Source organism: Thauera sedimentorum (assembly GCF_014489115.1).
Taxonomy (GTDB): Bacteria; Pseudomonadota; Gammaproteobacteria; order Burkholderiales; family Rhodocyclaceae; genus Pseudothauera; species Pseudothauera sedimentorum.
This window is the reverse complement of record NZ_JACTAH010000002.1, coordinates 795011-821658: the sequence shown is the minus strand read 5'-3', so window position 1 is coordinate 821658 and position 26648 is coordinate 795011. Positions and strand designations below refer to the sequence as shown.

General features: G+C 69.7%; 24 protein-coding genes. 18 read left to right on the top strand and 6 right to left on the bottom strand.

Features of this window, described 5'->3' with window-relative positions; all coding sequences use genetic code 11:
- From IAI53_RS13580 to IAI53_RS13570, 3 genes are read right to left on the bottom strand one after another with little or no spacing between them, the layout of a single operon-like run.
- Positions 1-1236, bottom strand: a complete 1236-nt coding sequence (locus IAI53_RS13580; protein ID WP_187718711.1) for an osmoprotectant NAGGN system M42 family peptidase — start codon at positions 1234-1236, stop codon at positions 1-3.
- The gene (gene ngg / locus IAI53_RS13575) at positions 1233-2999 is read right to left on the bottom strand and encodes an N-acetylglutaminylglutamine synthetase (protein ID WP_225433315.1); all 1767 of its coding nucleotides are present in this window, start codon (positions 2997-2999) and stop codon (positions 1233-1235) included. The genes IAI53_RS13580 and ngg overlap by 4 nt, the downstream gene beginning before the upstream one ends.
- Entirely contained in the window at positions 2989-4761 is a 1773-nt protein-coding gene (locus IAI53_RS13570) for an N-acetylglutaminylglutamine amidotransferase (protein WP_187718710.1), read from the bottom strand. The genes ngg and IAI53_RS13570 overlap by 11 nt, the downstream gene beginning before the upstream one ends.
- Positions 4762-4886: 125 nt before the next feature.
- On the opposite strand from IAI53_RS13570, the gene thiL reads away from it, so the two are divergent.
- The 14 genes from thiL (at position 4887) to IAI53_RS13500 (ending at position 19076) form a co-directional block, all read left to right on the top strand.
- On the top strand, positions 4887-5846 hold the full coding sequence (thiL, locus tag IAI53_RS13565; protein ID WP_187718709.1) for a thiamine-phosphate kinase: 960 nt from the start codon (positions 4887-4889) through the stop codon (positions 5844-5846).
- 1 nt (position 5847) lies between these two features.
- Positions 5848-6327: a phosphatidylglycerophosphatase A family protein gene (locus tag IAI53_RS13560; protein ID WP_187719445.1), complete on the top strand. Its 480-nt coding sequence runs from the start codon at positions 5848-5850 to the stop codon at positions 6325-6327.
- A gap of 12 nt (positions 6328-6339) precedes the next feature.
- Positions 6340-6846, top strand: coding sequence for a CinA family protein (locus IAI53_RS13555; RefSeq protein ID WP_187718708.1), 507 nt, complete (start codon positions 6340-6342; stop codon positions 6844-6846).
- 113 nt (positions 6847-6959) lie between these two features.
- The gene (gene recA, locus IAI53_RS13550; RefSeq protein WP_187718707.1) at positions 6960-7994 is read left to right on the top strand and encodes a recombinase RecA; all 1035 of its coding nucleotides are present in this window, start codon (positions 6960-6962) and stop codon (positions 7992-7994) included.
- Between the two features lie 9 nt (positions 7995-8003).
- On the top strand, positions 8004-8459 hold the full coding sequence (recX, locus tag IAI53_RS13545) for a recombination regulator RecX (RefSeq protein ID WP_187718706.1): 456 nt from the start codon (positions 8004-8006) through the stop codon (positions 8457-8459).
- Complete coding sequence (gene lptB, locus IAI53_RS13540; RefSeq protein ID WP_187718705.1) at positions 8440-9162, top strand: LPS export ABC transporter ATP-binding protein; 723 nt, start codon at positions 8440-8442, stop codon at positions 9160-9162. The genes recX and lptB overlap by 20 nt, the downstream gene beginning before the upstream one ends.
- A 17-nt stretch (positions 9163-9179) precedes the next feature.
- Positions 9180-10637: an RNA polymerase factor sigma-54 gene (locus IAI53_RS13535; RefSeq protein ID WP_187718704.1), complete on the top strand. Its 1458-nt coding sequence runs from the start codon at positions 9180-9182 to the stop codon at positions 10635-10637.
- A 20-nt stretch (positions 10638-10657) separates the two neighbouring features.
- Positions 10658-10981: a ribosome hibernation-promoting factor, HPF/YfiA family gene (hpf, locus tag IAI53_RS13530; RefSeq protein WP_187718703.1), complete on the top strand. Its 324-nt coding sequence runs from the start codon at positions 10658-10660 to the stop codon at positions 10979-10981.
- A 133-nt stretch (positions 10982-11114) separates the two neighbouring features.
- Positions 11115-11600 carry a PTS IIA-like nitrogen regulatory protein PtsN gene (gene ptsN / locus IAI53_RS13525; protein ID WP_187718702.1) on the top strand — a complete coding sequence of 162 codons (486 nt, stop codon included), beginning with the start codon at positions 11115-11117 and terminating at the stop codon, positions 11598-11600.
- The gene (hprK, locus tag IAI53_RS13520; RefSeq protein ID WP_187718701.1) at positions 11569-12507 is read left to right on the top strand and encodes an HPr(Ser) kinase/phosphatase; all 939 of its coding nucleotides are present in this window, start codon (positions 11569-11571) and stop codon (positions 12505-12507) included. Before ptsN ends, hprK begins: the two co-directional genes overlap by 32 nt.
- A gap of 114 nt (positions 12508-12621) precedes the next feature.
- A complete protein-coding gene (locus IAI53_RS13515; protein WP_187718700.1) occupies positions 12622-14235 on the top strand; it encodes a diguanylate cyclase in 1614 nt (537 codons plus the stop codon).
- Positions 14166-15842 carry a threonine ammonia-lyase, biosynthetic gene (gene ilvA / locus IAI53_RS13510; protein WP_349771945.1) on the top strand — a complete coding sequence of 559 codons (1677 nt, stop codon included), beginning with the start codon at positions 14166-14168 and terminating at the stop codon, positions 15840-15842. Before IAI53_RS13515 ends, ilvA begins: the two co-directional genes overlap by 70 nt.
- A gap of 175 nt (positions 15843-16017) precedes the next feature.
- On the top strand, positions 16018-16812 hold the full coding sequence (locus tag IAI53_RS13505; protein ID WP_187718698.1) for an ABC transporter substrate-binding protein: 795 nt from the start codon (positions 16018-16020) through the stop codon (positions 16810-16812).
- Positions 16813-16820: 8 nt separating this feature from the next.
- Complete coding sequence (locus IAI53_RS13500) at positions 16821-19076, top strand: sensor domain-containing diguanylate cyclase (protein ID WP_187718697.1); 2256 nt, start codon at positions 16821-16823, stop codon at positions 19074-19076.
- 153 nt (positions 19077-19229) lie between these two features.
- On the opposite strand, the gene IAI53_RS13495 is transcribed toward IAI53_RS13500, so the two are convergent.
- Complete coding sequence (locus IAI53_RS13495) at positions 19230-19841, bottom strand: 5-formyltetrahydrofolate cyclo-ligase (protein WP_187718696.1); 612 nt, start codon at positions 19839-19841, stop codon at positions 19230-19232.
- A 39-nt stretch (positions 19842-19880) separates the two neighbouring features.
- On the opposite strand from IAI53_RS13495, the gene IAI53_RS13490 reads away from it, so the two are divergent.
- Complete coding sequence (locus IAI53_RS13490) at positions 19881-21809, top strand: lytic transglycosylase domain-containing protein (protein ID WP_187718695.1); 1929 nt, start codon at positions 19881-19883, stop codon at positions 21807-21809.
- Between the two features lie 101 nt (positions 21810-21910).
- Here the strand turns inward: IAI53_RS13490 and IAI53_RS13485 are convergent, their stop codons facing one another.
- Both IAI53_RS13485 and IAI53_RS13480 read right to left on the bottom strand, forming a co-directional pair.
- Positions 21911-22393 (bottom strand): hypothetical protein, encoded by a 483-nt coding sequence (locus IAI53_RS13485; protein WP_187718694.1) that lies wholly within the window; start codon positions 22391-22393, stop codon positions 21911-21913.
- A gap of 128 nt (positions 22394-22521) precedes the next feature.
- The gene (locus tag IAI53_RS13480; protein ID WP_187718693.1) at positions 22522-23076 is read right to left on the bottom strand and encodes a hypothetical protein; all 555 of its coding nucleotides are present in this window, start codon (positions 23074-23076) and stop codon (positions 22522-22524) included.
- 259 nt (positions 23077-23335) lie between these two features.
- On the opposite strand from IAI53_RS13480, the gene IAI53_RS13475 reads away from it, so the two are divergent.
- The 3 genes from IAI53_RS13475 to IAI53_RS13465 all read left to right on the top strand — a co-directional run bounded on the left by IAI53_RS13475 (position 23336) and on the right by IAI53_RS13465 (position 26642).
- Complete coding sequence (locus IAI53_RS13475) at positions 23336-23617, top strand: type II toxin-antitoxin system HicA family toxin (RefSeq protein WP_187718692.1); 282 nt, start codon at positions 23336-23338, stop codon at positions 23615-23617.
- Between the two features lie 190 nt (positions 23618-23807).
- Positions 23808-26345 carry a hypothetical protein gene (locus tag IAI53_RS13470; RefSeq protein ID WP_187718691.1) on the top strand — a complete coding sequence of 846 codons (2538 nt, stop codon included), beginning with the start codon at positions 23808-23810 and terminating at the stop codon, positions 26343-26345.
- 39 nt (positions 26346-26384) lie between these two features.
- Positions 26385-26642: an acyl carrier protein gene (locus tag IAI53_RS13465; RefSeq protein WP_187718690.1), complete on the top strand. Its 258-nt coding sequence runs from the start codon at positions 26385-26387 to the stop codon at positions 26640-26642.
- The last annotated feature ends 6 nt before the right edge of the window (positions 26643-26648 follow it).

Here is a 26648-nt window from a genome sequence, read left to right as displayed (position 1 = left end):
TCAGCGCCGCTCGGCCGGGGGATGGGTATCGCAGGCCGGCAGTTCGCTGTCGAGGAACTCCTCCGGCGTGGGCAGCGGGGTGTTGGGCAGCACCATGTCCTGCGGACGCAGCTGCTCGGTGAAGCCTTCCAGCGAGCCCATGCTGCGGCAGTCACGGCGCGCCACCGGTTCGCTGGTCATGTAGGCGATCACCAGCTGGGTGAGCGCCACCAGCGCCTCGCGATGGGTGCGCTCCTGGGCGTGCGAGGCATCGGCGCCGAAGCCGATCAGCGCGGTACGGATGTCGTTGCCGGCCTCCACCGCGGCGGCCGAGTCCGATCGGTAGTAGCGGAACACGTCGCGGCGGTGGGCGATGCCGTGCTCCTGCGCCAGGCCGATGAGCTTGTGGGTGAGGTGGTAGTCGAAGGGGCCGGACATGTCCTGCACGCAGATGGTGGCGGCGTGCTCGGAGGTGTTCTGCCCGGGGGCGGCGATGGAGATGTCCAGGCTGACCATCTCGGCGATCTCGCCGTGCAGCGCGGCCGAGGCGCCGGAACCGACTTCCTCGGTGAGGGTGAGCAGGGGGTGCACATCCACCGGCAGCTTGAGGCGGTGGTCGCGCACCGCCTTGCAGGCGGTGAGCAGCGCGGCCACCGCGGCCTTGTCGTCGAGATAGCGCGAGTTGATGTAGCCGTCGGGCTGGATCTCGGGCAAGGGGTCGAAGGCGATCCAGTCGCCGACGTGGATGCCGGCCGCTTCCAGGTCGGCGCGGCTGGACACCGGCAGATCCACCCGCACCTCGACATGCTCCCAGCCCACCGGCTGGGTGTCGATCTCCGGGCCGAAGGCGTGGCCGGAGGTCTTCAGCGGCAGGCAGGTGCCGCGCACCTGGCCGTGGTCGGTGAAGATGGTCAGGCGGAAGCCCTCGGCGAAGCGCGCCGACCAGTGGCCGATGGGCACGATGGCCAGGCGGCCGTTGGACTTGAGCTCGCGCACCATGGCGCCCAGGGTGTCGAGGTGGGCGACGATGGCGCGCGCCGGCTGGGCCTCGCGCCCGCGCAAGGTGGCGCGGATGGCGCCGCGGCGGGTCATCTCGTAGGGAATCTCCAGCGCTTCCAGGCGGCCGGCGGCGTAGCGCACCGCAGCGTCGGTGAGGCCCACCGGGCTGGGGATGGCCAGCAGCTGCAGCAGGGTTTCCTCGAGGTAGTCGTAGTCGATTGCGGGCAGGGCGCCCGCGGGCAGGCGGGGTTCGTTCATGCGCCATCTCCTTGCTGGCTGCGCGAGCGCGGGAACAGCAGGTCGACGAAGCGCTCGGCGGTGGGCTGGGGTTCGTGGTTGGCCAGCCCGGGGCGTTCGTTGGCTTCGATGATCACGTAGTCCGGGCCGTCGACCGCCGGCACCAGGAAGTCCAGCCCGGTGACCGGGATGTCGAGCTCGCGCGCGGCCTTCTCCGCCGCCGCGCGCAGCGCCGGGTGCAGCTCGTCGGTGACGTCGTGGATGGTGCCGCCGGTGTGCAGGTTGGCGGTATTGCGCACCTTCAGGCGCTCCTCGGCGGGCAGCACCTCGTCCAGACCGTGGCCCTGGGCGCGCACGCAGCGCTCGGTCTCCGCATCCAGCGGGATGCGCGACTCGCCGCCGGTCGCCGCGGCGCGGCGCCGGCTCTGCTTCTCGATCAGCTCGCGCACCGTGCTGCGCCCGTCGCCCACCACCATCGGCGGACGACGCACCGCGGCGGCCACCACGCGGTAGTCGATGACCACGATGCGCAGGTCCTGGCCGCTGCAGTACTGCTCGACGATGACCCGGTCGCAGAACTGGCGGGCGCGCTCGATGGCCGCCCGCACGTCCCCGGCAACGCTCAGGTTCACGCTGATGCCCTTGCCCTGTTCGCCCTCCACCGGCTTCACCACCACCGCACCGTGCGCGGCCAGCAGGGCCTGCCAGGCGGCCTCGTCCGCCGCATCGGCCTGCACCGGCACCGCCAGCCCGGCGCCGGCGAGCAGCTTGAGGGTGACGCGCTTGTCCTGGCAGCGGCTCATCGCCACCGCGCTGGTCAGCTCGGAGAGCGACTCGCGGCAGACGATGCTGCGCCCGCCCAGGGTGAGGCGGAAGTAGCCGTTCTCCGCATCCAGCACCTCGGCATGGATGCCGCGCCGCGCGGCCTCGTCCACGATCAGCCGGGCGTAGGGATTGAGGCCGGCCAGGCCCTCGGCGGAGCCGGTGAACAGCGGCTCGTTGATCGCGTTGCGGTTCTTCACCGCGAAGGCGGGAATGCGCTGGAAGCCGAGCTTCTCGTAGAGCGCGATGGCCTGGGCGTTGTCGTGCATCACCGAGACGTCCATCCACGCGCGCCCGCGCGCCAGGTAGTGCTCGGCGAGGTAGCGCACCAGGGCCTCGCCCACCCCGGGATGGGCGGCCTGCGGGGCCACCGCCAGCGCCCACAGGCTGGCGCCGTGCTGCGCGTCGGCAAAGGCCTCGACATGATCCAGGCCCATCGCCACACCGATCACCTCGCCGCTGGCGCGGTCCTCGGCCAGCGCGTAGGTGATGGCCCGGCTGGCGCGTTCGCGCCACACCCGCTGCGGGTCCACCGGCACCATGCGGCGCGCGCGGTACAGGGCGTTGATCGCCGCCACGTCGGCGCGGGTACGCAGGCGGCGCAAGGTGAAGCCGCGCCGGCCGGCGCGCTGGGCACGGTAGCCGGCCAGTTGCAGGCGGAAGGCGTCCGAAGGGTCGAGGAAGAGCTGCTGCGGCGCGCTGGCCACCACCACCTGGGGCTTCTCGACGTAGAAGGCGATGTCGCGCTGACCGGGGCGTTCCTGCAGCAGCTCGGCGGCCAGCTGCGCCGGGTCGCGCCAGGTCTGCGCCGGCAGCCAGCGCCCCCAGCCGCATTCGACGATGACGTTCTCGGGCATGGCCACCGCCTCGGGCTGCCCGGCGGGCAGGTGCAGGGGCTGGTTGCCGGCGCGCAGCGCGCGGGCGATCTGCTTGCGGATCATCGGGCGGGCCTCAGGCAGCATGGCTCTGCAGCCACCATTCGAGCAGGCCGAGCTGCCACAGCTTGGACCCGCGCAACGGCGTGATGTGGGCGGAGGGGTCGGCCAGCAGGGTGTCGACATAATCCTGGCGGAACAGCCCGCGCTCGCGCGCGGCACGGCTGGAGAGCGCGTCGCGCACCCGTTCGAGCACCGGGCCCTGCAGGTACTTGAGCGCCGGCACCGGGAAGTAGCCCTTGGGGCGGTCGATGACCGCGGACGGAATCACCTTGCGCGCCGCCTCCTTGAGCACGCCCTTGCCGCCGTGCGCCAGCTTGTGGCGCGCCGGGATGCGCGCGGCCAGCTCGACCAGTTCGTGGTCGAGGAAGGGCACCCGCGCCTCCAGGCCGAAGGCCATGGTCATGTTGTCGACCCGCTTCACCGGGTCGTCCACCAGCATGATGGTGGTGTCCAGGCGCAGTGCCTTGTCCACCGGGTCGTCGGCGCCCGGGGCGTTGAAGTGCGCCGCCACGTAGGCGCCCGAGCAGTCCACGCCCTGCCAGGGGGCATTGACCACGCGGCGGTACTCCTCGTAGTCGCGGTCGCGGAAGGCCGCCAGGTAGTCGGCCACCGGGTCGGCGCTGCCGGCGAGCTTGGGATACCAGTGGTAGCCGCCGAACACCTCGTCCGCGCCCTGGCCGCTCTGCACCACCTTGCTGTGGCGCGACACCGCCTCGGAGAGCAGGTAGAAGCCGATGCAGTCGTGGCTCACCATCGGCTCGCTCATCGCCTCGACCGCTTCGGGCAGGCGGGTGAGCAGCTGCGCCTCGGGCACGAAGATGCGCTCGTGGTGGGTGCCGAACTCGCGCGCGACGATCTCGGCGTACTCGAACTCGTTGCCCTTCTCGCCGCCGACGTCCTCGAAGCCGACGTTGTAGGTGCGCAGGTCGCGCACCCCGGCCTCGCTCATCAGGCCGACGATGAGGCTGGAATCCACCCCGCCGGAGAGCAGCGCGCCCACCGGCACGTCGGCCACCAGGCGGCGCTTCACCGCGGCGCGCAGGCCGTCGAGCAGGATTTCGGTCCATTCCTCGAAGCTGCGCGCCTCGTCGGCCGGGTCCTGCGGGTACATCAGCGTCCAGAAGCTGCGCTCGCGGCGGCTGCCGTCGGGTTCGATCTGCATCAGCGTGCCGGGCGGCAGCTTGCGCACCCCGGCATAGATGGTGTGCGGCGCCGGCACCACGGCGTGGAAGGAGAGGTAGAAATTGAGCGCGGCCGGGTCCACCGTGGTGTCCACCCCGCCGGCCTCGACCAGCGCAGGCAGGCTGGAGGCGAAGCGGAAGCCGCCGGGGATTTCCGCGTAGTACAGCGGCTTGATGCCCAGGCGGTCGCGGCCGAGCAGCACGCGGCCGCTGTCGCGCTCCCAGATGGCGAAGGCGAACATGCCGTTGAGGCGCTGGACGAAGTCCGGCCCCCAGGCGTGGTAGGCCTTGAGCAGCACCTCGGTGTCGCCGTGCGAATAGAAGCGGTAGCCCTTGCCTTCCAGCTCGCGGCGCAGTTCCGGGTGGTTGTACACCGCGCCGTTGAACACGATGCCGAGCCCCAGCTCGGGATCGACCATGGGCTGCTGCGCGGATTCGGAGAGATCCATGATCTTCAGGCGCCTGTGGCCCCAGGCCTGGGAGCCCTGGGCATACACCCCGCCATTGTCCGGGCCGCGCCGCTCCTGGCGCTGGTTCATGCGTGCAATCGCACCCAGGTCGGGGGTCTGTCCGTCGAATCTGATCTCACCGGCTATACCGCACATAGAACTTCCTTCTGTTGGGAAAAACGCATCTATTGTAGCAAATTGGTTTTGTGCAAAAGTTTCAGGGGGTAAGGACGGGCTGCGCTAAGCTCTTCAGCCGTCACGCAATCGCTCCGATCGACATCATGCCAGGTGAATTCGACCTGATCCGCCGTCACTTCAGCCGGCCCGCCATGCACACCGCGCTGGCCGGCGGCGACGACGCCGCCCTGGTCGTCCCGCGCCCGGACATGCAGCTGGCGGTATCCACCGACATGCTGGTGGCCGGCACCCACTTCTTTGCCGACACCGACCCGACCGACCTGGGCTGGAAGGCGCTGGCGGTCAATGTCTCCGACCTCGCGGCCATGGGCGCCGAGCCGCGCTGGGCCTTCCTCGCGCTGGCGCTACCCGCCGCCGACGACGCCTGGCTGGCGGCCTTCGCGGATGGTTTCTATGCCTGCGCGGAGGCCTTCGGCGTGGACCTCGCCGGCGGTGACACCACCCGCGGCCCGCTCAACCTGTGCGTCACGGTGGTCGGCGAAGCGCCCGCCGGACAGGCGGTCACCCGCGCCGGCGCGCGCCCCGGGGACGAACTGTGGGTGTCCGGCCGGCCGGGGCGCGCCGCGCTCGGCCTGTGGGCGCTGCGCGACGGCCTGGCGCTCAGTGGCGAAGGCCGCGCACGCTGCCTGGCCGCCCTGCACCGGCCGCAGCCGCGCGTCGCCCTCGGCCTGGCGCTGCGCGGCCTGGCCAGCGCAATGCTCGACGTGTCCGACGGACTGATCGGCGACCTCGGGCACATCCTCGAAGGCTCTCGCTGCGGCGCACAGATCGAGACTGCCGCACTGCCGCTGGAAAATCTGCTGGACTGTGGTGCGCCGCATGACGCCGCCCTGCGGGCGCTGCTGTCGGGGGGGGACGACTACGAGCTGCTGTTCACCGCCACGGCCGCCCGCCACGCGGACATCGCCGCACTCGCCGACCGCCTCGATCTGCCGTTACACTGCATCGGTCAACTCAACGATAGACCGGGCGAGATGCTGTTGCGCGCCGCCGACGGCAGCCTGCAGCCGCCCCAGATGACCGGCTATGACCACTTCGCTTGAGATGCGACCCGACGCCCGCTTCCTGTTCAGCCATCCGGCGCACTTCATCTCTCTCGGCTTCGGTGCCGGCCTGTCGCCCAAGGCGCCGGGCACGGTCGGCACCTTGGTCGGCTGGCTGCTCTTCCCACTGCTGCGCACGCCGGTCTCCGAAGGCGTGTTCCTCGCCTTCCTGGTCAGCCTTTTCGTCGCCGGCGTGATCGCCGCCGACCGCACCGGACGCGCGCTGGGCGTGCCGGACCACGGCGCCATCGTGTGGGACGAGATGGTGGCGATCTGGCTGGTGCTGCTGTTCACCCCGGTGTCGCTGCTGTGGCAGGCGGCCGCGGTGGCCATCTTCCGCTTCTTCGACATCGTAAAGCCGCCGCCCATCCGGCTGGCCGACCAGCGCCTCAAGGGCGGCTTCGGGGTGATGTTCGACGACCTCATCGCCGCCGGCTACACCTTGCTGGTGCTGGCCGTGCTGGTCTCGCTGTTCGGCTGATGGACGCCGCCGATGGACGCTGAACTCGCCGCGCTGTCGCGCCGGTTGGGCGAGGCGCTGCTGGCGCGCCGCTGGAAGCTCGCCAGCGCCGAATCCTGCACCGGCGGCTGGATCGCCGAGGCGGTCACCGCCACCGCGGGCAGTTCCGAGTGGTTCGACCGCGGCTTCGTCACCTACTCCAACGACGCCAAGTGCGAGATGCTGGAAGTGTCGCCCGCCACCCTGGCAGTACACGGCGCGGTGAGCGAAGCCACGGTGCGCGAGATGGTGGCCGGGGCGCTGGCGCACAGCCGCGCCGACGTGGCGGTGGCGGTATCCGGCGTCGCCGGCCCGTCCGGCGGCAGCGCCGCCAAGCCGGTCGGCACCGTCTGCGTCGGCTGGGGCGCCTGCGGCCATCCACCGCACGTCGAAACCCTGCTGTTTACCGGCGACCGCGAGGCCGTCCGGCGGCAAACGGTGGCGCACGCCCTGGGCCGGCTCATCGCGCTGGCGGGCGGCGAAGGCCCGCCGATTGCTTGATGTAAATCCATACAGTCAATAGACTGCGGACTGGCACGTCCCGCCCCCATCTGCCCGGGCACATTCCAGCAAACTCTGTGCCATAATCCGCCAATCACTCAGGAATATCTCTCATGGACGACAACAAGGCCAAGGCGCTTGCCGCCGCGCTCTCGCAGATCGAGAAACAGTTCGGCAAGGGTTCGATCATGCGCATGGGCGACGGCAGCATCGAGCGCGACATCCAGACCGTCTCGACCGGCTCGCTGGGCCTCGACATCGCACTGGGCCTGGGCGGCCTGCCGCGCGGCCGGGTGGTCGAGATCTACGGCCCGGAATCGTCCGGCAAGACCACGCTGACCCTGCAGGTCATCGCCGAGATGCAGAAGCTCGGCGGCACCGCGGCCTTCATCGACGCCGAGCACGCGCTCGACGTCGGTTACGCCGAGAAGCTCGGGGTGAACATCTCCGACCTGCTGATCAGCCAGCCGGACACCGGCGAGCAGGCGCTGGAGATCGCCGACATGCTGGTGCGCTCCGGCGGGGTGGACATCGTGGTCATCGACTCGGTCGCCGCGCTCACCCCCAAGGCCGAAATCGAAGGCGAGATGGGCGACCAGCTGCCCGGCCTGCAGGCCCGCCTGATGTCGCAGGCGCTGCGCAAGCTCACCGCCAACATCAAGCGCACCAACACCCTGGTGATCTTCATCAACCAGATCCGCATGAAGATCGGCGTGATGTTCGGCAACCCCGAGACCACCACCGGCGGCAACGCGCTGAAGTTCTACTCCAGCGTGCGCATGGACATCCGCCGCACCGGCACCATCAAGCGCGGCGAAGAGGTGGTCGGCTCCGAGACCAAGGTCAAGGTGGTCAAGAACAAGGTCGCCCCGCCGTTCAAGGAAGCGCGCTTCGACATCCTCTACGGCGAGGGCGTCTCCCGCGAGGGCGAGATCATCGACCTCGGCGTGGACAACAAGATCGTCGACAAGTCGGGCGCCTGGTACGCCTACAACGGCGACAAGATCGGCCAGGGCAAGGACAATGTGCGCGAGTTCCTGCGCGCCAACCCGGCGCTGGCGCGCGAGATCGAGAACAAGGTGCGCGTCGCCCTGGGCCTGAAGGAGCTGCCCGCGCTGGGTGGCGAACCGGCTGCTGCCGCGGCCTGATCTGCGATCATGGCGGAAGCGGGCCTGCGCGAGCGCGCACTGCGCTACCTGGCCCAGCGCGAGTACTCGCGCGCCGAGCTGGCACGCAAGCTCGCCGGCCACGGCAGCGCGCCGGAGATCGACGCGGTGCTCGACCGCCTGACGGAGCTGGAACTGCTCTCCGATGCACGCTTCGCCGCGGCCTGGGTGCGCAGCAAGGCAGGGCGTTTCGGCGCCGCGCGGCTGCGCCACGATCTGGCCAGCCGCGGCGTGGCCGCCGAGTTGATCGAGGCGGCGCTGGAGGGCGAGGCTGGGGACGAGGAGCTCGACCGCGCGCGTCGCGTGTGGCGGGCGAAGTTCGGCCAGGCGCCGGCCGATGCGCGCGAATGGGCGCGCCAGGCGCGCTTCCTGCAAGGTCGCGGCTTTGCCGCCGCGGTAATCCGCAAGCTGTTGAAAGAGACCCCGGATGAGTCTGCTGAAGGTTGAAGGACTGCAGAAACGCTACAAGGCACGCACCGTCGTGCACGACGTCGGCTTCACGGTCGACGGCGGCGAGGTCGTCGGCCTGCTGGGGCCCAACGGCGCGGGCAAGACCACCTGTTTCTACATGATCGTCGGCCTGGTACGCGCCGATGGCGGCGAGATCACCCTCGACGACGCCCGCCTGACCCACCTGCCGATCCACGAGCGAGCGCGCCGCGGCTTGTCCTACCTGCCGCAGGAGATGAGCGTGTTCCGCAAGCTCACCGTGGAGGAGAACATCCGCGCGGTGCTGGAACTGCAGAAGCTCGACCGCGACGCCATCGACCAGCGCCTGGAAACCCTGCTCGACGAACTGAACATTGCCCACCTGCGCGACAGCATGGCGGTGTCGCTTTCCGGCGGCGAACGCCGGCGCTGCGAGATCGCCCGCGCACTGGCCACCGACCCGCGGCTGATCCTGCTCGACGAGCCCTTCGCCGGCGTGGACCCGATTGCGGTGCTCGACATCCAGAAGATCATCCGCTTCCTCAAGCAGCGCGGCATCGGCGTGCTGATCACCGATCACAACGTGCGCGAGACGCTGGGCATCTGCGACCGCGCCTACATCATCAGCGAAGGCCGGGTGCTCGCCAGCGGCCAGCCCGACCAGATCGTGCGCGACGAGCGCGTGCGCCAGGTCTATCTCGGCGAACACTTCCGCCTCTGAGCGCCAGCGACACCAGCATGAAACCGACCCTCCAGCTCAAGCTCTCGCAGCACCTCACGCTCACCCCGCAACTGCAGCAGTCGATCAAGCTGCTGCAGCTGTCCACCATCGAGCTGAACCAGGAGATCGAGCGCTTCCTGCTGGAGAACCCCATGCTCGAGCGCGAGGACGGCGACGGCAGCGAGTTCGGCGCCGCGCAGCCGATCGGCAGCGCGCCGGCCAGCAGCACCGCCGAAGCGCCGGCTGCGGCCGAGGGCGGCGAAGGCGGGCGCGAGGAGGCGCCCGAGCACGATGCCGCGAGCTATGACGAGGCCGGTGAATGGCTGAGCGCCGCGGGCAGCGGCAGCACCCGCCGCGACGATGACGACGACGTCGATTTCCAGGAGTTCCAGGCCGCCGAAACCTCGCTGCGCGACCACCTCGACCAGCAGGTCGCGCTCTCCCCGCTGACCGACCGCGACCGCGCCCTGGTGCGCTTCATCATCGAGGCGCTCGACGACGACGGCTATCTGCACCAGTCGCTGGAAGAACTGCTGCCGCTGCTGCCGGAGGAGCTCGACCTCGATCTGGACGACCTGAGCATCGCGCTGCGCCATGTGCAGAACCTGGAGCCTGCCGGCATCGGCGCGCGCACCCCGCAGGAATGCCTGAGCCTGCAGCTGCGCGCCACGCCCGCGGACACCACGCGCGACCTGGCGCTGCGCATCGTCGACCACCACCTGGAACTGCTCGCCGAGCGCAATTTCGTCAAGCTCAAGCGCCTGCTGTCCTGCGACGACGACGCGCTGCGCGCGGCCCATGCGCTGATCTGCAGTCTGGACCCGCACCCGGGCTCGCGCTACGCCGCGCAGGAAACCCGCTACGTGATCCCCGACGTGGTGGTGCGCAAGCTGCGCGGCCACTGGACCGTGAGCCTCAACCCCGAGGCCATGCCCAAGCTGCGCATCAACGCGCTGTACGCGCAGATCCTGCAGCAGAACCGCGGCAACGGCGGCGGCCTGACCGGGCAGCTGCAGGAGGCGCGCTGGCTGATCAAGAACGTGCAGCAGCGCTTCGACACCATCCTGCGCGTCTCCCAGGCCATCGTTGACCAGCAGCGACAGTTCTTCGATCATGGGGAGGTGGCGATGCGCCCGCTCACGCTGCGCGAGATCGCGGACCAGTTGGAACTGCACGAATCCACCGTGTCGCGGGTCACCACCCAGAAATTCATGGCCACGCCCAGGGGGGTGTTCGAGCTCAAGTATTTTTTCGGCAGTCACGTCGCCACCGATACCGGTGGGGCGGCATCCTCCACTGCGATTCGCGCGCTGATTCGCCAGCTGGTGGATGCCGAAGACAGAAAGAAGCCCCTGTCCGACGCCAAGATTGCCGATCTGTTGGGCCAGCAGGGTATCGTCGTCGCGCGGCGCACCATCGCCAAATACCGCGAATCGCTCAATATCCCGCCGGTCAGTATGCGCAAGACGATCTGATCTGAAAAAGAGGAGTCATCATGAATCTCACCATCACCGGGCATCATGTCGAAGTCACCCCGGCCATCCGCGACTACGTGAGCTCGAAGCTGGACCGCGTCATTCGCCACTTCGACAACGTCACCAGCGTCGGAGTGATCCTGTCGGTGGAAAAGCTCGACCAGAAGGCGGAAGTCACCCTGCACACGCGCGGCAAGGACATCTTCGTCGAAGCCCACGATGGCGACATGTATGCCGCGATCGACGCGATGACCGACAAGCTCGACCGCCAGGTCCAGAAGCACAAGCAGAAGGTCCAGGAGCACAATCACGAAGCGCTGAAGCACCAGAACAGCGAGCTGTGATCCCTTCACTACTTCTTTCGGCCTAGGGTGTGGGTATAATTCGCGCGTTTTCCGAACCGCGTCGCCAACCGACACCCGACCGCCCCCGCCCGCGCGGCACCCTGCGGTCCTGTGCCGCGCGGGGCTTGACCCAATGAGCCTGATCGCCCAACTCCTCCCCCTGTCCAACGTGGTCATCGACCTCGACGCGAGCAGCAAGAAGCGCGTGTTCGAGCAAGCCGGGCTGCTGTTCGAGAACCATCAGGGCATCGCGCGCAGCGTGGTGTTCGACAGTCTGTTCTCCCGCGAACGCCTCGGTTCGACCGGGCTGGGGCAGGGCATCGCCATTCCTCACGGCCGCATCAAGGGCCTGCAGGAAGCGGCCGGCGCCTTCTTCCGGCTCGCCACCCCGGTACAGTTCGACGCCCCCGACGGCCGCCCGGTGAACCTGCTGTTCATCCTGCTGGTCCCGGAGCAAGCCAACGAGACCCATCTGCAACTGCTCTCCGAACTGGCCCAGATGTTCAGCGACCGCGCCTTCCGCGAGGAACTGCAGAACGCACCCGACCCGGCCACCATCCATGCCCTGTTCGCCAGCTGGGGACCCCATGCGACAGACGAGCGTCGCGCGGCTGTATGAGTCGCTGCGCCAACGCCTCGCGCTGACCCACGTCTGCGGCGCGCTGGACACCGCGATCGCCGTTTCCGAAGAGCGCATCTGGCCCGCCGACCTGGTCGGCCACCTCAACCTCATCCACCCGCAGCGCCTGCAGATCCTGGGGGCCGCGGAGCTCGCCTGGGCGCGCCGCCAGTCGCGCGAGAAGATCGCCCATCACCTCAACGAGATCCTCGCCGCCCGCCCGCCCGCGATCGTGGTGGCCGACGGCTGCGAGATTCCCGGCCTGCTCCACGGGCTGTGCGAGAACATCGGCGTGGCGCTGTTCACCACGCCGCAGCCCTCGGCCGGCGTGGTCGACCAGCTCCGCCAGTACCTGTCGCGCCAGCTGGCGGAGAAGGTCTCCCTGCACGGCGTGTTCATGGACGTGCTCGGCCTGGGCGTGTTCATCACCGGCAACTCGGGGGCCGGCAAGTCTGAGCTTGCGCTGGAGCTGATCTCGCGCGGCCACGGCCTGGTGGCCGACGACATCGTCGAGTTCTCGCACATCGCTCCCACCGTGCTGGAAGGGCGCTGCCCCGAACTGCTGCAGGACTTCATCGAGGTGCGCGGGCTGGGCATCCTCAACATCCGCACCATCTTCGGCGAGACCGCCTGCCGGCGGAAGATGCGCCTGCGCCTGGTCTGCCACCTGGAACGCCGCCAGCCCGGCCAGGACGACCCTTCGCGCCTGCCCCTGCACCAGGAGGTGCAGGACGTGCTGGGCGTGCAGGTGCCGCGGGTCATCCTGCCGGTGGCCGCCGGGCGCAACCTCGCGGTGCTGCTCGAGGCCGCGGTGCGTTCCACCATCCTGCAGTTGCGCGGCATCGACTCCACCCAGGAGTTCATCGACCGGCAAAGCCGCGCCCTGGCATGCGATCTGCCCGACTGAGCGGCTCGCTCCCGGACGGCCCGATGGCCGGCCAGGCTGCTTCGCTGCGCTGCACGATTGTGTACGCGGCCGTCATGCCACATAATTGCCGATTGCCGCAAACACAGTCGCGCGATGACCGCCCTGCCGCCCCACCCGTTCGACGACCGCCTGTACGCCCTGCGCACCCGTTGGGAGCAGTACGTTGCCGACGGCCAGCTCGAGCAGTTCATCGAGTTCGCCGTGGCGGTCAACAGCCTCGCCGAACACTTCGCCCGCCTGCGCCTGCCCGGCCTGAGCCGGCTGTGTGAAGGGCTGGAAAACGCCGTTCTCGCCCGCATCGGCGACGCGGGCTCCCATCCGATGCGCCCGCAGGAGATGGTGGCGCTGCAGCGCCAGATCGACGCGCTGTTCGGCTCGATCGCCACCTCGCAGCCCAGCGTCCCGGTGCGCCGGGCCGAGGAGAAGGCGCCGGCGCGCGACCTCGAATGGCACCGGCCGCGCAGCGTATGGATCGTGGCCGCGGCGGACCGCGAGGACGTGGCCGACGGCCTGCAGCGTCAGCTCAACTACTTCGGCTTCCGCGTCCTGCGCATGGGCTGGGACGCCGAAGGCGAAGTCGAGCCCGGCGAGGCACCGCTCGCGGTGCTGTTCATTCCCGCGGGCAGTACCGCCGAGGCCGCCGAGCTGGCCCGCATCGAAGCCTGCCGCAAGGCCTGTCCCGCCAGCCAGCTGTTCTATCTCGGCGTGGCCTCGGTCATCGACCCCATAGTGGCGCTGATGCGCGCCGGCATCGACGTGGCCATCCCCGACGACGAACAGCCGTCCATGGTGGTCAACCGCCTGCTCGACCTGATCCAGACCGAAGAGCAGGAGCGCTACCGCGTGCTGGTGGTGGAGGACTCGCGGGTCGCCTCCACGCTGATCTGCCGCACGCTGACCGAGCATGGCATCGACAGCCACGCCATCGCCGACCCGGGCCGGCTGCTGGAAGTGCTGGAGTCCTATCGCCCGGACCTGATCCTGATGGACATGCACATGCCGCGCTTCAACGGGGTCGAAGCCACCCGCGTGCTGCGCCAGATGTCCGCCTACCAGACCCTGCCCATCGTCTACCTGTCCGGCGAATCGAACATCGGCATGCAGGTCGAGGCCCTGCGCCTGGGCGGCGACCAGTTCCTCATCAAGCCCTTCAACCCGGTGCTGCTGGCCGCGGTGGTCAAGACCAAGATCGCCCGCTTCCGCGACATGCAGCGCTCGACCCGGGTGGACGGCCTCACCGGCCTGCTCAACCACTCGGCCGCCAAGGCCAGGCTCAAGGCCATGGTGGAGTCCGCCGCGCCGGGCGAGCGCTTCACTGTGGCGATGATAGACATCGACCACTTCAAGGCGGTCAACGACACCTACGGCCACCCGGTCGGCGACCAGGTGATCCGCGGGCTGGCCTGGCTGCTCAAGGCCCGCCTGCGCGAAGGCGACCTGATCGGGCGCTACGGCGGCGAAGAGTTCATCGTCGCCCTGCCCGGCACCGATCCGGCCCTGGCGCAGACCGTGCTCGACCGCATCCGGGTGGACTTTGCCGCATTGCCGCACACCCATCCGGGCGGCGCGCTCTACGCCACCTTCAGTGCCGGCCTGGCCGCCTACCCGACGGTCGACTCGGCCGCTGCGCTCACCGAATCCGCCGACGGCGCCCTGCTCGACGCCAAGCGCCTGGGGCGCAACCGGGTCGAGATCGCCGACTGCTGAGCGCCGGAGCCGGGCAGGCGCTTGCGGCAGCGCATCATCGGCTGCTACCCTCGTCCTCTTTCGCCGCCCGCACGGAACGCCCCGCCATGACCGCCGCCAACCCGGACTACCTGGAACGCATCCTCAACGCCCAGGTGTACGACGTGGCCGTCGAGACCCCGCTCGACCTCGCTACCAACCTGTCCGCCCGCCTGCACAACCGCATCTACTTCAAGCGCGAGGACATGCAGCCGGTGTTCAGCTTCAAGCTGCGCGGCGCCTACAACAAGATGGCCCAGCTCTCGCCGCAGGCCCTCAAGCGCGGGGTGATCTGTGCCTCGGCCGGCAACCACGCGCAGGGCGTGGCGCTCTCCGCGCAGAAGCTGGGCGTGCGCGCGGTGATCGTCATGCCCACCTCCACCCCGCAGATCAAGATCGACGCGGTACGCGCGCGCGGCGGCGAGGTGGTGCTGGCCGGCGACTCCTATTCCGACGCCTACGCCCACGCCCTCGAGCTGGAGAAGGCCGAGAAACTCACCTTCGTCCATCCCTTCGACGACCCCGACGTGATCGCCGGCCAGGGCACCATCGGCATGGAGATCCTGCGCGCCCACTCCAAGCCCATTCACGCCATCTTCTGTTGCGTGGGCGGTGGCGGCCTGATCGCCGGCATCGCGGCCTACGTCAAGCGCCTGCGCCCGGAGACCCGCATCATAGGCGTCGAGGCGGTGGACGCCGACGCCATGACCCGCTCGCTGGCCGCTGGCGAGCGCGTCGAGCTCGACCAGGTCGGCCTGTTCGCCGACGGCGCCGCGGTGAAGAAGGTGGGCGAGGAAACCTTCCGCCTGTGCCAGCAGTACGTGGACGAGATGATCCTGGTGGACAACGACGCCATCTGCGCGGCGATCAAGGACGTCTTCGAGGACACCCGCTCCATCCTGGAGCCGGCCGGCGCACTGGCCGTGGCCGGCGCCAAGGAATACGCCAAGCGCCACAAACTGCGCGACAAGAGCCTGGTGGCGGTGGCCTCCGGCGCCAACATGAACTTCGACCGCCTGCGCTTCGTCGCCGAACGCGCCGAGCTGGGCGAACAGCGCGAAGCCGTGCTCGCGGTGACCATCCCGGAAAAACCCGGTTCCTTCCGCAAGTTCATCGGCGTGCTGGGCAACCGCAACATCACCGAGTTCAACTACCGCTTCGCCGATGCCGCCACCGCCCACATCTTCGTCGGCGTCACGGTACACAACCGCGCCGAGGTCGGCCGCCTCACCGAGATGCTCGCCCGCCACGAACTGCCGGCGGTGGACCTCACCGACGACGAGATGGCCAAGACCCACATCCGCTACATGGTGGGCGGCCGCGCACCGCAGGTGGACAACGAACTGATCTACCGCTTCACCTTCCCCGAGCGCCCCGGCGCGCTGATGAACTTCCTCTCCAACCTGCATTCGGACTGGAACATCAGCCTGTTCCACTACCGCAACCATGGTTCCGACTTCGGCCGCGTGCTGGTCGGCATGCAGGTGCCGCCGGGCGACCGCGAGGCCTTCCAGGACTTCCTCGGACGGCTGGGCTACGAGTACGTGGACGAGACCGCCAACCCCGCCTACCGCATGTTCCTCGGCTGAACGCGCGGCGCGCCATGCTGCCCATTTCGGGCAGCGGACCTGTTGCGGACATACCACTTAGGCATTAAAAGCATGCGCTCCTGCGCTGCCTCCGCCGGACGTTTGAGCGCCGTCAACACGTGCTTTCGACGACGGCGAGAAGCTCGGCGAAATACAGCCTTGTTCGGAGCCTGCCATGCGCCGTCTCGCCCTCCTTGCCGCCGTCGCGCTGGCCAGTCTGCTGCCGAGCGTCCCGGCCGCATCCGACAACCGTCTTGAACGCATCCGGGCCTCCGCCGCGCTGCGGGTGTGCGTGTGGCCCGACTACTACGGCATCTCCTGGCGCAACCCAAAGACCGGCGAGCTCTCGGGCATCGACGTGGACCTCGCGCACGAGCTGGCCAAGGACCTGGGCGTGGCGCTCGAGTTCGTCGACAGTGCCTTCTCCCGCCTGTTCGACGACGTGCTCGGCGACCGCTGCGACGTGGCCATGTTCGCCATCGGCATCACCCCGCAGCGCCAGGAAAAGCTGCGCTTCACCTCGCCTCACCTGGCCAGCGACATCTACGCCATCACCACCCGCAGCAACCGCCGCATCCGCAACTGGGACGACATCGACCAGCCCGGCGTGGTGGTCGCGGTGGCCAAGGGCACGCTGCACGAGCCGGTCATGCGCGACAAGCTGCGCCACGCGCAGCTCGCGGTACTCGCCTCGCCGCACGCACGCGAGCAGGAAGTCGAATCCGGCCGCGCCGACGTGTTCATGACCGACTTCCCCTACAGCCGGCGCATGCTGGACAACGCCGCCTGGGCGCGACTGGTGTCGCCCACCGCGACCTACCACATCACCCCCTACGCCTGGGCCATCGCACCCGGCGACGACGCCTGGCACCAGCGCCTGGAGCAGTTCGTCGACACCATCAAGCGCGACGGCCGGCTGGCCGAAGCGGCCCGCCGCCACGGGCTGGAGCCCATCCTCGTAAGGCGATAGACGGCGGCATGAGACGCTACCGCTGGAGCCGCCTGGCCGATCTCGGCTTCCTCGCCTTCCTCACCGCCTGCGCCGCCGTCGCCGGCGCGGCGCTGTACTACCACGGCCAGCGCCTGGAACGGCAGGCGGCCACCGCCGAGCGCCGCCTGCTCGAGGCGGATGCACTGCACACGCTCGACCATCTGGAGCAGACCCTCACCACGGTCAACCTCACGCTGCAGAGCCTGCTGGAGACCGGCTACACGACCCACGACGCCGGCACCTGGAACACGCTGCTGGCCGATGCGCTGCGCCATGCGCCCCACCTGCGCTCGCTGTCGCTGCTCGACGACCACGGGCAGGTGCAGGCCAGCTCCAACCCCGCGAACATCGGCCTGCGCCCGGCACTCGAGGATTACCTGCCCCACGAGTCCGGGCGGCTCGGACTGCTGCGCATCGGCAGCCTGCACACCGGGCGCGACCTGGCGGACGGCCGCCCGGTCGGCGATCCCACCGCGGCACCTCCGGAGCTGGGCTTCCTCCCGGTGATCCGCGGCGTCGCCAAGGGCGAGGCGGGCATGCTCAGCCTGCTTGCCACGGTCAACGTCGACTACTTTCTCAACCGCATCTGGGCCCACGGACTCGAGCAGACAGCGTGGATAGACGTGCTGCGCTACGACGGCGCACTGCTGTTCTCGACCCGCGAACGCGCGCTGGACGCCGCCATCCAGACGGCCAACACGGACATCGTGACCGGCTGGCGCACCGGCTACGAACTCGGCGGCCTCGACCAGGCTCCCGCCGGCCACACGCTGATCACCACCTGGCGAGTGGCACGCGCGCTGCCCATCGGCGTGCTGGCCCGAGCCGAGCGTGAGCAGGCGGTGCAGGCAGCACGGCTGGAGATCCACCGCCAGGCCATCATCCTGGTGCCGCTGATCATCCTGGCGATGGCCGGCGTGCTCGCAGGCTATGTGGCGCTGCGGCGCGACGCCCGCCGCCGGATCGCCGCCCAGGACCGCGACTTCGACCGCATGGCCTGCCTGCTCGACGCGCTACCCGCGAGCGTGCTGCTGTTCGGTCAGGACGGACGCGCGCTGCTCACCAACCGCGCCTGGCAGGAGTTCGCCGCCACGCACGCAGCACAGGTGCCGCACGGCGCCCTGCACTACCGCGACTACGCGCGACTGTTCCGGCCCGACGGCAGCCGCAGCGACGACACCGCCGAGGCCGGCATCGGCGCCGTGCTGCTCGACGAAAAACCCGCCTTCGAGGGCGAGTTCACCCTGGCCGACGGCCACAGCGCCTTGCGGCTGCTGGCCCGTCCCTTCTCGCACGACAGGCTGCGCGGGGTGGTGGTGCTGCAACTGGACGTCTCCGACCGCAAGCGGGCCGAAGAGCGCAACCGCCTGCTGCATGCCGCGCTCGATGCGGCGGCGAATGCGATCGTGATCACCGACCCCGACGCGGTCATCGAATGGGCGAATCCGGCCTTCGCCGCGCTGACCGGCTACACCCCCGACGAGGCGGTGGGGCGCAAGCCCAAGGATCTGATCAGCTCCGGCCGCCAGGACGCGGCCTTCTACAGCGCCCTGTGGGAAACCATCCTGCGCGGCGAGGTGTGGCGCGGCGAACTGGTGAACAAGCGCAAGGACGGCCAGCTCTACCACGAGGCGCTCACCATCACCCCGGTGCCCGACCGCAGCGGCCGGGTGGCGCATTTCGTCGCGGTCAAGGAAGACGTCACCCAGCGCAAGCTGCAGGAGCACGACCTCAAGCGCCTGGCCAGCGTCGACCCGCTCACCGGCGTGAGCAACCGCCGGGTGTTCATGGAACGCCTGGCCTTCGAGCTCGCACGGGTGCGGCGCTACGGCGAAGCGGCGGCCCTGCTGATGCTGGACCTCGACCACTTCAAGCTGGTCAACGACCGCCACGGCCACGCCGCCGGCGACGCGGTGCTGCGCAGCTTCACCGAACGCGCCGCCGCCGAGCTGCGCCAGACCGACACCCTGGGCCGCCTGGGAGGCGAGGAGTTCGCCATCCTGCTGCCGGAGACCGACGAAGCCGGCGCCTGCGAGCTCGCCGAGCGCATTCGCTTGCGTCTGGCCGGACAGCCGATCGAATACGGCGGTCAATCGATCGCCGTCACCGTGAGCACCGGCGTCGCCCTGCTGGAATCCACCGATCCGCACGCCGACGCGGTGCTGGCCCGCGCCGACGAAGCGCTCTACCGCGCCAAGCAGCGCGGCCGCAACCGCATCGAATGCGCCGACGCGCTGCGCTGAGAATGTGTGAATGAATCTACTGCGCGGGTCGATGGCGGCGTTGCGCGGTGCTCGCTCCCTCGCCTATCCATCCGATATGTCTCGGTCGCTGTGCGCCGCGCGCCTTGCCACCGACCCGCTCGCTACGATTTCTTCACACATTCAGAGCGGGCGTCAGGCCCCGCCCGCGCGAAACACCCCGGCCTCGGTCACCAGCCAGTCCATCGGCAGGTCGTGCGCCTGCGGCAGCACGCTCGCAGCCCGGCCGAGCTCGAAGCCCACGCCCACCGCCACCGTGTCCAGCGTCGCCAGCGTGCGGTCGAAGTAGCCCCCGCCGTAGCCCAGCCGGTAGCCCTGTGCATCGAAGGCATTGAGCGGCACCAGCACCAGGTCCGGATGCAGGGACTCGCCGCCCGGCGGGTGCGGAATGCCGTGGCGGTCCAGTTCCATCTGCATGCCCGGCCACCAGCGGCGGAACACCAGCGGCCGATGGCGCTCGACCACCGCCGGCAGGGCCACGCTGCGCCCCGCATCCTGCGCCAGCCAGCGCGCCACCCAGGGGCGCAGGTCGGGCTCGCCGCGCCATGGCCAGCAGAAGGCCAGCACCCGCGGCGAGAGATCGGCGCACAGCGCATCCAGATGGGTTTCGATGCCCCGCTCCAGGCGCTCGCGCTCCTCGCCCGACAGCGCCTCGCGACGCGCCACGGCGTTGCTCCGGAGCGCCTGGCGAGCCGCCGCAGCGGCATCCGGACCGGGGTTTGTAACAGCGCTGGCGGCTTGGTTCATTGTGGTAGTTTGTGCAGCAAACGGAGAGGATGGTAAGCGATGGTGAAGGGCTTGTGGGGGGTCGTTCTGGCCGGTTTGCTGTGGGCAAGCGGACAGGCGGCAGGGCAGGGCGGCGATGCACGCATCCTCGCGGCGCGCGAGGCACTGCGCACCGGCGACCGCAACACCCTGGAAAGGCTGGCCACGCAGCGCGAACCCCATGAACTCGACGCCTACGTGCACTACTGGCTGCTGTACAACAAGCTCGCCCGCCCGGAGCCGCCGCCGGCAGCTGAGCTGCAGGTCTTCCTGCAGGCGCATCCCGGCACCCTGCTGGCCGAGCGCCTGCGTGCCGACTGGCTGCGCAGACTGGCCAAGGACGGCGAATGGCGGGCCTTCCTGGACCTCTACCCGGCGCTCGAGCGCCCCGACGACGAGCTCGCCTGCCACGCCTGGTACGCCCGCCTGCTCTATGGCGACGCGCGCGTGGCGGGCGAGGTGGCCGGCCTGTGGACCGAGCGGGTCAACAATCACGCCGCCTGCCTCCCGGTGCTGCGCACCCTGGCGATCGAGCGGCGCGCCACGGTGGACGACCTGTGGTGGCGCATCCGACGCCAGCTCGAACAGCGCGACACCGCCCCCGCGCTCGCCACCCTGGAATGGCTGCCGGCGGGCGAAGCCCCCGCGGTGGCGGAGTTCTCGCGCGCGATGGGCAATCCCGGCCAGTACCTGTCCCGCCTGCAGCCCGCCACGCTCAAGCAGCGCAGCGCGCGCGAACTGGCGCTCGCCGCCATCGTCCGCCTGGCGCGCGAGAACATCGAGGCAGCCCACCTGCACCTGCTGCGCCTGCAGGACGCGCTGGGCAGCGACAAGGCCGCCCAGGCCTACGCCGCCCTGGCCCTGCGCGCCGCCTACCAGCAGCTGCCGCAGGCGGTGGCCTGGTTTGCCGCCGCCGGCGATGCGCCGCTGTCGGCCGAGCAACGGGCCTGGCGGGTGCGCAGCGCGCTGCGGGCCGGCGACTGGGGGCGGGTGCGGCAGGCCATCGAGGCGCTGCCGCCGGCCGAGCGCGACAAGGCCGACTGGACCTACTGGCTCGCCCGCGCGCACGCCGAACTGGGCAACCCGGCGGCCGCCCGCCTGCTGTACGAGCAGATCGCCGGCCAGCCGCACTTCTACGGCATGCTCGCCGGCGAGGAGATCGGCCAGGTCTTTGCCCTGCCGGCCCGGCGCGGCAGCCTCGGCGGCCCCGACCGCGCCCGCGCCGAAGCCGACCCCGGGCTGCGCCGCGCGCTCGCGCTCTACCGCCTGGACATGCGCATGGACGCCATCCGCGAGTGGAACTGGGCGCTGCGCGGGCGCGACGAAGGCTTCCTGGTGGCCGCCGCCGAGCTCGCGCTGCGCCACGACATCTACGACCGCGCGATCAACACCGCCGAACTGGCCAACATCGGCGACCACTTCGACCTGCGCTTCATCACTCCCTACCGCCAGGTCATCGAACCGCAGGTGCGCCGCCAGGGGCTGGACATGAGCTGGGTCTATGGCCTGATGCGCCAGGAGAGCCGCTTCATCGCCCCGGCACGTTCCAGCGCCGGCGCCCAGGGGCTGATGCAGGTGATGCCGGCCACCGGCAAGTGGGTGGCGGGCAAGATCGGCCTGCCCAACTACAGCCAGCGCATGCTCACCGACCCGGACACCAACGTGCTGCTCGGCACCAGCTACATGCGCATCATCCTGAACGACCTGGACAACCACCCGGTGCTGGCCTCGGCCGGCTACAACGCCGGGCCGGGTCGCGCGCGCCGCTGGCGCGACGAACGCCCGCTGGAAGGCGCGATCTACGCCGAGACCATCCCTTTCGACGAGACCCGCGACTACGTCAAGAAGGTGATGGCCAACACGGTGATCTACGCCGCCATGCTGGAAGGCCGTCCGCAGTCGCTCAAGGCGCGGCTGGGGGTGATCGCACCGCGCCCGGACGGCAGCTGAACGCTCGGCACGGGTAAGGAGATCCGCGCGGGTAGGCCGGTGGGCGCAGGCGGGGTCTCACCAGGCAGCGCTTCGGCCCGCACAGTGGATCACGCAGATCCTCAACCGGCCGCGCGCTGGTGCGTTGCCGGATGTGCCGGCCGCTCGCTTTCCGCTGCGGATGCCGGCCGCGGCACCAGCGTATCGATGCTGACTACGTTGGTGGATACGCCGGTGCCGAACACCCCCGGTACCGCCATGCGCATCGTGATGCGCGAGGCTTCCGCCCCCTCCGGATCATCGGCACGCCGCAGCGGCACGACCGCGGTGTCGAACTTCGGCACCCAGGGCAGGGCGTCGGCACGCCGCTCGCCATCGGCGGGCAGGTCTTCGATAGACGGCACGACGCGACGCATCGCCGCATCGAACGGCGCACCGACAAGCTTCAACCAGCCTTCGAACAAGACCTGGCCGGACATCGCCGCACTATCCCAGAAGGCGGCAATGTCCCGCGCGAGCTCGGTGGTCGCAGCGGACAGTTCGGTGCCGGAGCGGGCGGTCGCATCCCGCCCGCGTGAATGCCTGGTAGTCATGTGGCTCTCCATGTGCCTCGATGGGAACTCTCGCTATAGCACCGGACAGCGACCGTTCAATACCGTGATCCCGTAAACCGCCCCCGCTCCGGGGCAGGAATCCAGCCCGGAGCGAGGAGGCGCGGCCACCCGGCGCCGCTTCAGCCCGCCTTGCGCCGGTCGGCGAAGGCGATGGCCAGCGCCTGCTGGCGGCGGTCCACCAGCGGCTCGCCGTCTCCGGCGGCGCCGGCCGGGGGCGCCATGCCGGTAAGCGCGCTCATGTTGGCCCGCGCGGTGTCGATCAGCTCGAACCATGCGCGCGTTACCTGCTCGATCTGCCCGGCACCCTGCTGATCGAGCGTCGCCGCCGAGCCGCCACCCGCCCCCTGACGCCGCGACATGGCGGCGATGGCCACGTTGGAGGCCTCGCTCATCAGGCGCAACAGGCGCTCGCGCAGCGCCACATTGAGTGTGTTCATCCTCACCACCGTCTGGGCGGTGAGTTGCGGCGCGTCCTTGCCGCGCCGGTAGCCGGGCGCGGCGCTCCACTGATGGGCATCGTCGGCCAGCGCCGCACTCGCCTCCTGCCAGGCCTGCGCCGCATCGAGCTGGCGCCCCCAGGACGGTCCCCAGTCCACCGTGCAATCCACCGGCGGCGCGGACTCTCCGGCGTGCTCGTCCCGGATCGACTCGTCTGTGCTGTCGTACGTTCTCATGTCTCCTCCTCGTCATCAACCGACGCTGCGCAGGCGTGAAGGGCGCAGGCGTCCGCGCGAATCCAGCCGGAAACCGCAGGCAGCAGCCCGCCGGCCCGGCTCTTGAAGCATAGGAAATCGGCGGGCACTTGCCGCCCGGGAACGGGCCGGCACCGCATCTGCCACGACCCCGCGGATATTCGCCCGCCGGCGCGCGGTCTATGGTGTATGTGACGCGATGAGATCGAGCGCCCCCTCGAACGCACCCCGGAGTCCAGCGATGAGCCACAAGCACACCAGCCTGCTGCGCGCGATCTACCAGGATCCGATCAGCGCCAACATCCACTGGCGGGAAGTGGAGTCGCTGCTGCTTCACGTCGGTGCCACCATCGAGCCCGGCCACGGCGCACGCTTCCGCGTGCTGCTCAACGGCAAGGAAGGTGTCCTTCACCACCCCCACCACGGCAGCACCTGCAGCAAGCAGGACATCAAGCTCTTGCGCGAATACCTCGCGCGCGCCGGCGTGACGCTGTCCGCCTACCAACAGGCCGACAGCGGCTGAGCGGCGCCCCGGTAGCTCGCGCAGCCAGCTCCGCGCGCGCGAACGATCACGCCTGCAATGCATTTCGCCTTGAGTTATCGACACCGCTGACCATACTGACACGGTGGCTAACGAGCGTCTTACTGCATCGAAAAGCTCGTAACTACCGGTTTTAGGGTATGCCGACACGTTCCGAAAAAGGGGAGGAACGATGAGTGTGGCAGCGGCAGCGGCAATCCCGGAGGCAGCTCTGGACGAGGCTCGCTCGCGCGGTCGGATAGGCCTGCTCGACTACCTCGCCATCCTCGTCCAGCTCGGCCTGCTGTTCCTGCTGCTGCGCCAGTTCCAGATCGAATCCGGCGCCTTCCTGCGCCTGGCGATGCTGGCCTTCGCCGGCTTCGCGGTGCACGCCTGGCTGCCGCTGGCCTGGCGCCTGCCCTTCTTCGCCGCGCTCAGCCTGGCCGGCATCGCGCTGGTCATGGGCACGGCCAACGCCGCCTGGCTGGTGGCCATCGGCCTGCTGCTGATCGGCATCTGCCACCTGCCGGTCGCCTTCGCCTGGCGTGGCGCGCTGCTGATCGCCACCACCGCGGTGCTCGCCCTGCAGCGCGCGGGCTACCTGCCCTTCCCGTGGTCGGACGCAATCTGGCCGATCCTCGGCGCGATGTTCATGTTCCGCCTGATCATCTACTTCTACGACCTGCGCCACGACAAGACGCCCTCCACCCCGGCGCAGTCGCTGTCCTATTTCTTCATGCTGCCCAATGCCTGCTTCCCGCTGTTCCCGGTGGTCGATTACAAGACCTTCCGGCGCAACTACTTCGACGACGACGCGGCGCGCATCTACCAGACCGGCATCGACTGGATGCTGCGCGGGGTGATCCACCTGATCCTCTACCGCATCGTCTACTACTACCTGACGCTGGCCCCGCACGAAGTCGCCGGCCCGGCCGACCTGAGCCAGTACCTGGTAGCCAACTTCCTGCTCTACCTGCGCGTCTCCGGGCTCTTCCACCTGATCATCGGCATGCTGTGCCTGTTCGGCTTCCGCCTGCCGGAGACCCACAACCGCTTCCTGCTGGCGTCGAGCTTCACCGACTTCTGGCGGCGCATCAACATCTACTGGAAGGAGTTCATGCAGAAGGTGTTCTACTATCCGGCGGTGTTCCGGCTGCGCAAGCTGGGCACCGAGAAGGCGCTGGTGGTGGCCACCCTGTACGTCTTCCTGATGACCTGGTTCCTGCACGCCTACCAGTGGTTCTGGCTGCGCGGCACCACCCTGCTGGTGGCGCAGGACATCCTCTTCTGGACCATCCTCGGCCTGCTGGTGGTGGGCAACTCGCTCTACGAGATGCGCCACGGCCGCAGCCGCAGCCTGGGCAAGCCGGGCGCGCGCAGCTGGCGCGACACCGCGGTGCTGGTGGCCAAGACCTACGCCACCTTCTGGTTCATCTGCGTGCTGTGGTCGTTCTGGACCGCCGAGACGCTGTCCGGCTGGCTCGCCATGTGGAGCGCGCTGGGCGGCGAGTACAGCGCCCGCGCGCTGCTGTTCCCGGCGCTGATCCTCGTGGTAATCGCCATCGGCAGCATCCCCGGCGAGGCGCTGCGCAACCAGCGCGGCGGCACGCAGGACGCGCGCGCCTGGCAGCGAGGGCGGCTGGCCACCGCGGCCGCGCTGGTGGCGATGATCGGGGTGAGCGTCGAGGGCCTGCATTCGCAGCTCGGCCGCGACGCGGCCACCTTCGTGCATTCACTGCGCTCCGGGCAGTTGAGCCGCCTCGACACCGCCCGGCTGGAGCGCGGCTATTACGAGAGCCTGCTGTCGGTGGACCGCTTCAACTCCCAGCTCTGGGAGGTGTACATGAGCAAGCCGAAGAACTGGCTGGACATCGACAACGCCAACCTCAAGCACTTCGTCGGCGGCTTCGTGCAGACCGAACTCATCCCCTCCTTCGTGCAGAACACCCGCTTCGGCACCATCAGCATCAACCGCTTCGGCATGCGCGACCAGGATTACGCCGAGCAACCGGCGCCCGGCACCCATCGCACCGTCCTGCTCGGCGCCTCCTCGGTGATGGGCTGGGGCGTGGGCGACGGCGAGACCTTTGAGGCCCTGGTCGAGCAGCGCCTGAACCGCGAATGGCGCGACGCCGGCATCGAGCGCTTCGAAGTGCTCAACATGGGCGTGCCCGGCTACCAGCCCCCGCAGCAACTGCCGGTGATGGAGCGCGCGCTCGGCTTCGCGCCCGACGCCGTGATGTTCGTCGCCACCGGCCGCGAACTGAGCCGCTCGGTGGCCTACCTGGCCGAGGTGGTGCACAAGGGCATCGCCATTCCCTACGACGGCCTGGCGGCCATCGTCGCGCGCGCCGAGGTGTCGGCCGGCATGGACGAGACCCTGGTACGCCAGCGCCTCGCGCCCCACGGGCGCGCCGTGCTCGCCGAGGTCTACGGGCGCATCGCGCGGCAGGCCCGCGCGCAGGGCGCCGCGCCGGTGCTGGTGTTCCTGCCGCAGGCGCGCGAAGGCAGCTGGCAGGAAGAGACGCCGGAGACGCTCGCGGTGGCGCGCGAAGCCGGCTTCAGGGTGATCGACCTCTCCGACGTGTACCGCGGCCACGACATCGAGGCGGTGCGCCTCGCGCCCTGGGACGACCATCCCAACGCCTACGCCCACGGCCTGATCGCCGACCGCCTGTTCGCCGCGCTGGCCGTGGCCCGCGACGAGATCTTCCGCCCGGACCGGCCCTGAGCCGGACGGACGCCCCAACCGCACGAGGGAGGACGCAGCATGGAGACCGGTATCGACTTCGCCCGCGAAGTGAAGCAGTACATCCTCGACGAGTTCCTGCCCGGCGAGAACCCGGACGACCTCACCGACGACCTGCCGCTGATCAGCGGCGGCATCATCGACTCGATCGCCACGCTGAAGATGGTGCTGCACTTCGAGGAACGCTACGGCATCGCGCTCGAGGCCCACGAGGCGGACAAGGAGCACCTCGACACCATCCGCGACATCGCCGCGCTGCTGGCCTCCAAGGCGAGGTAGGCGGCC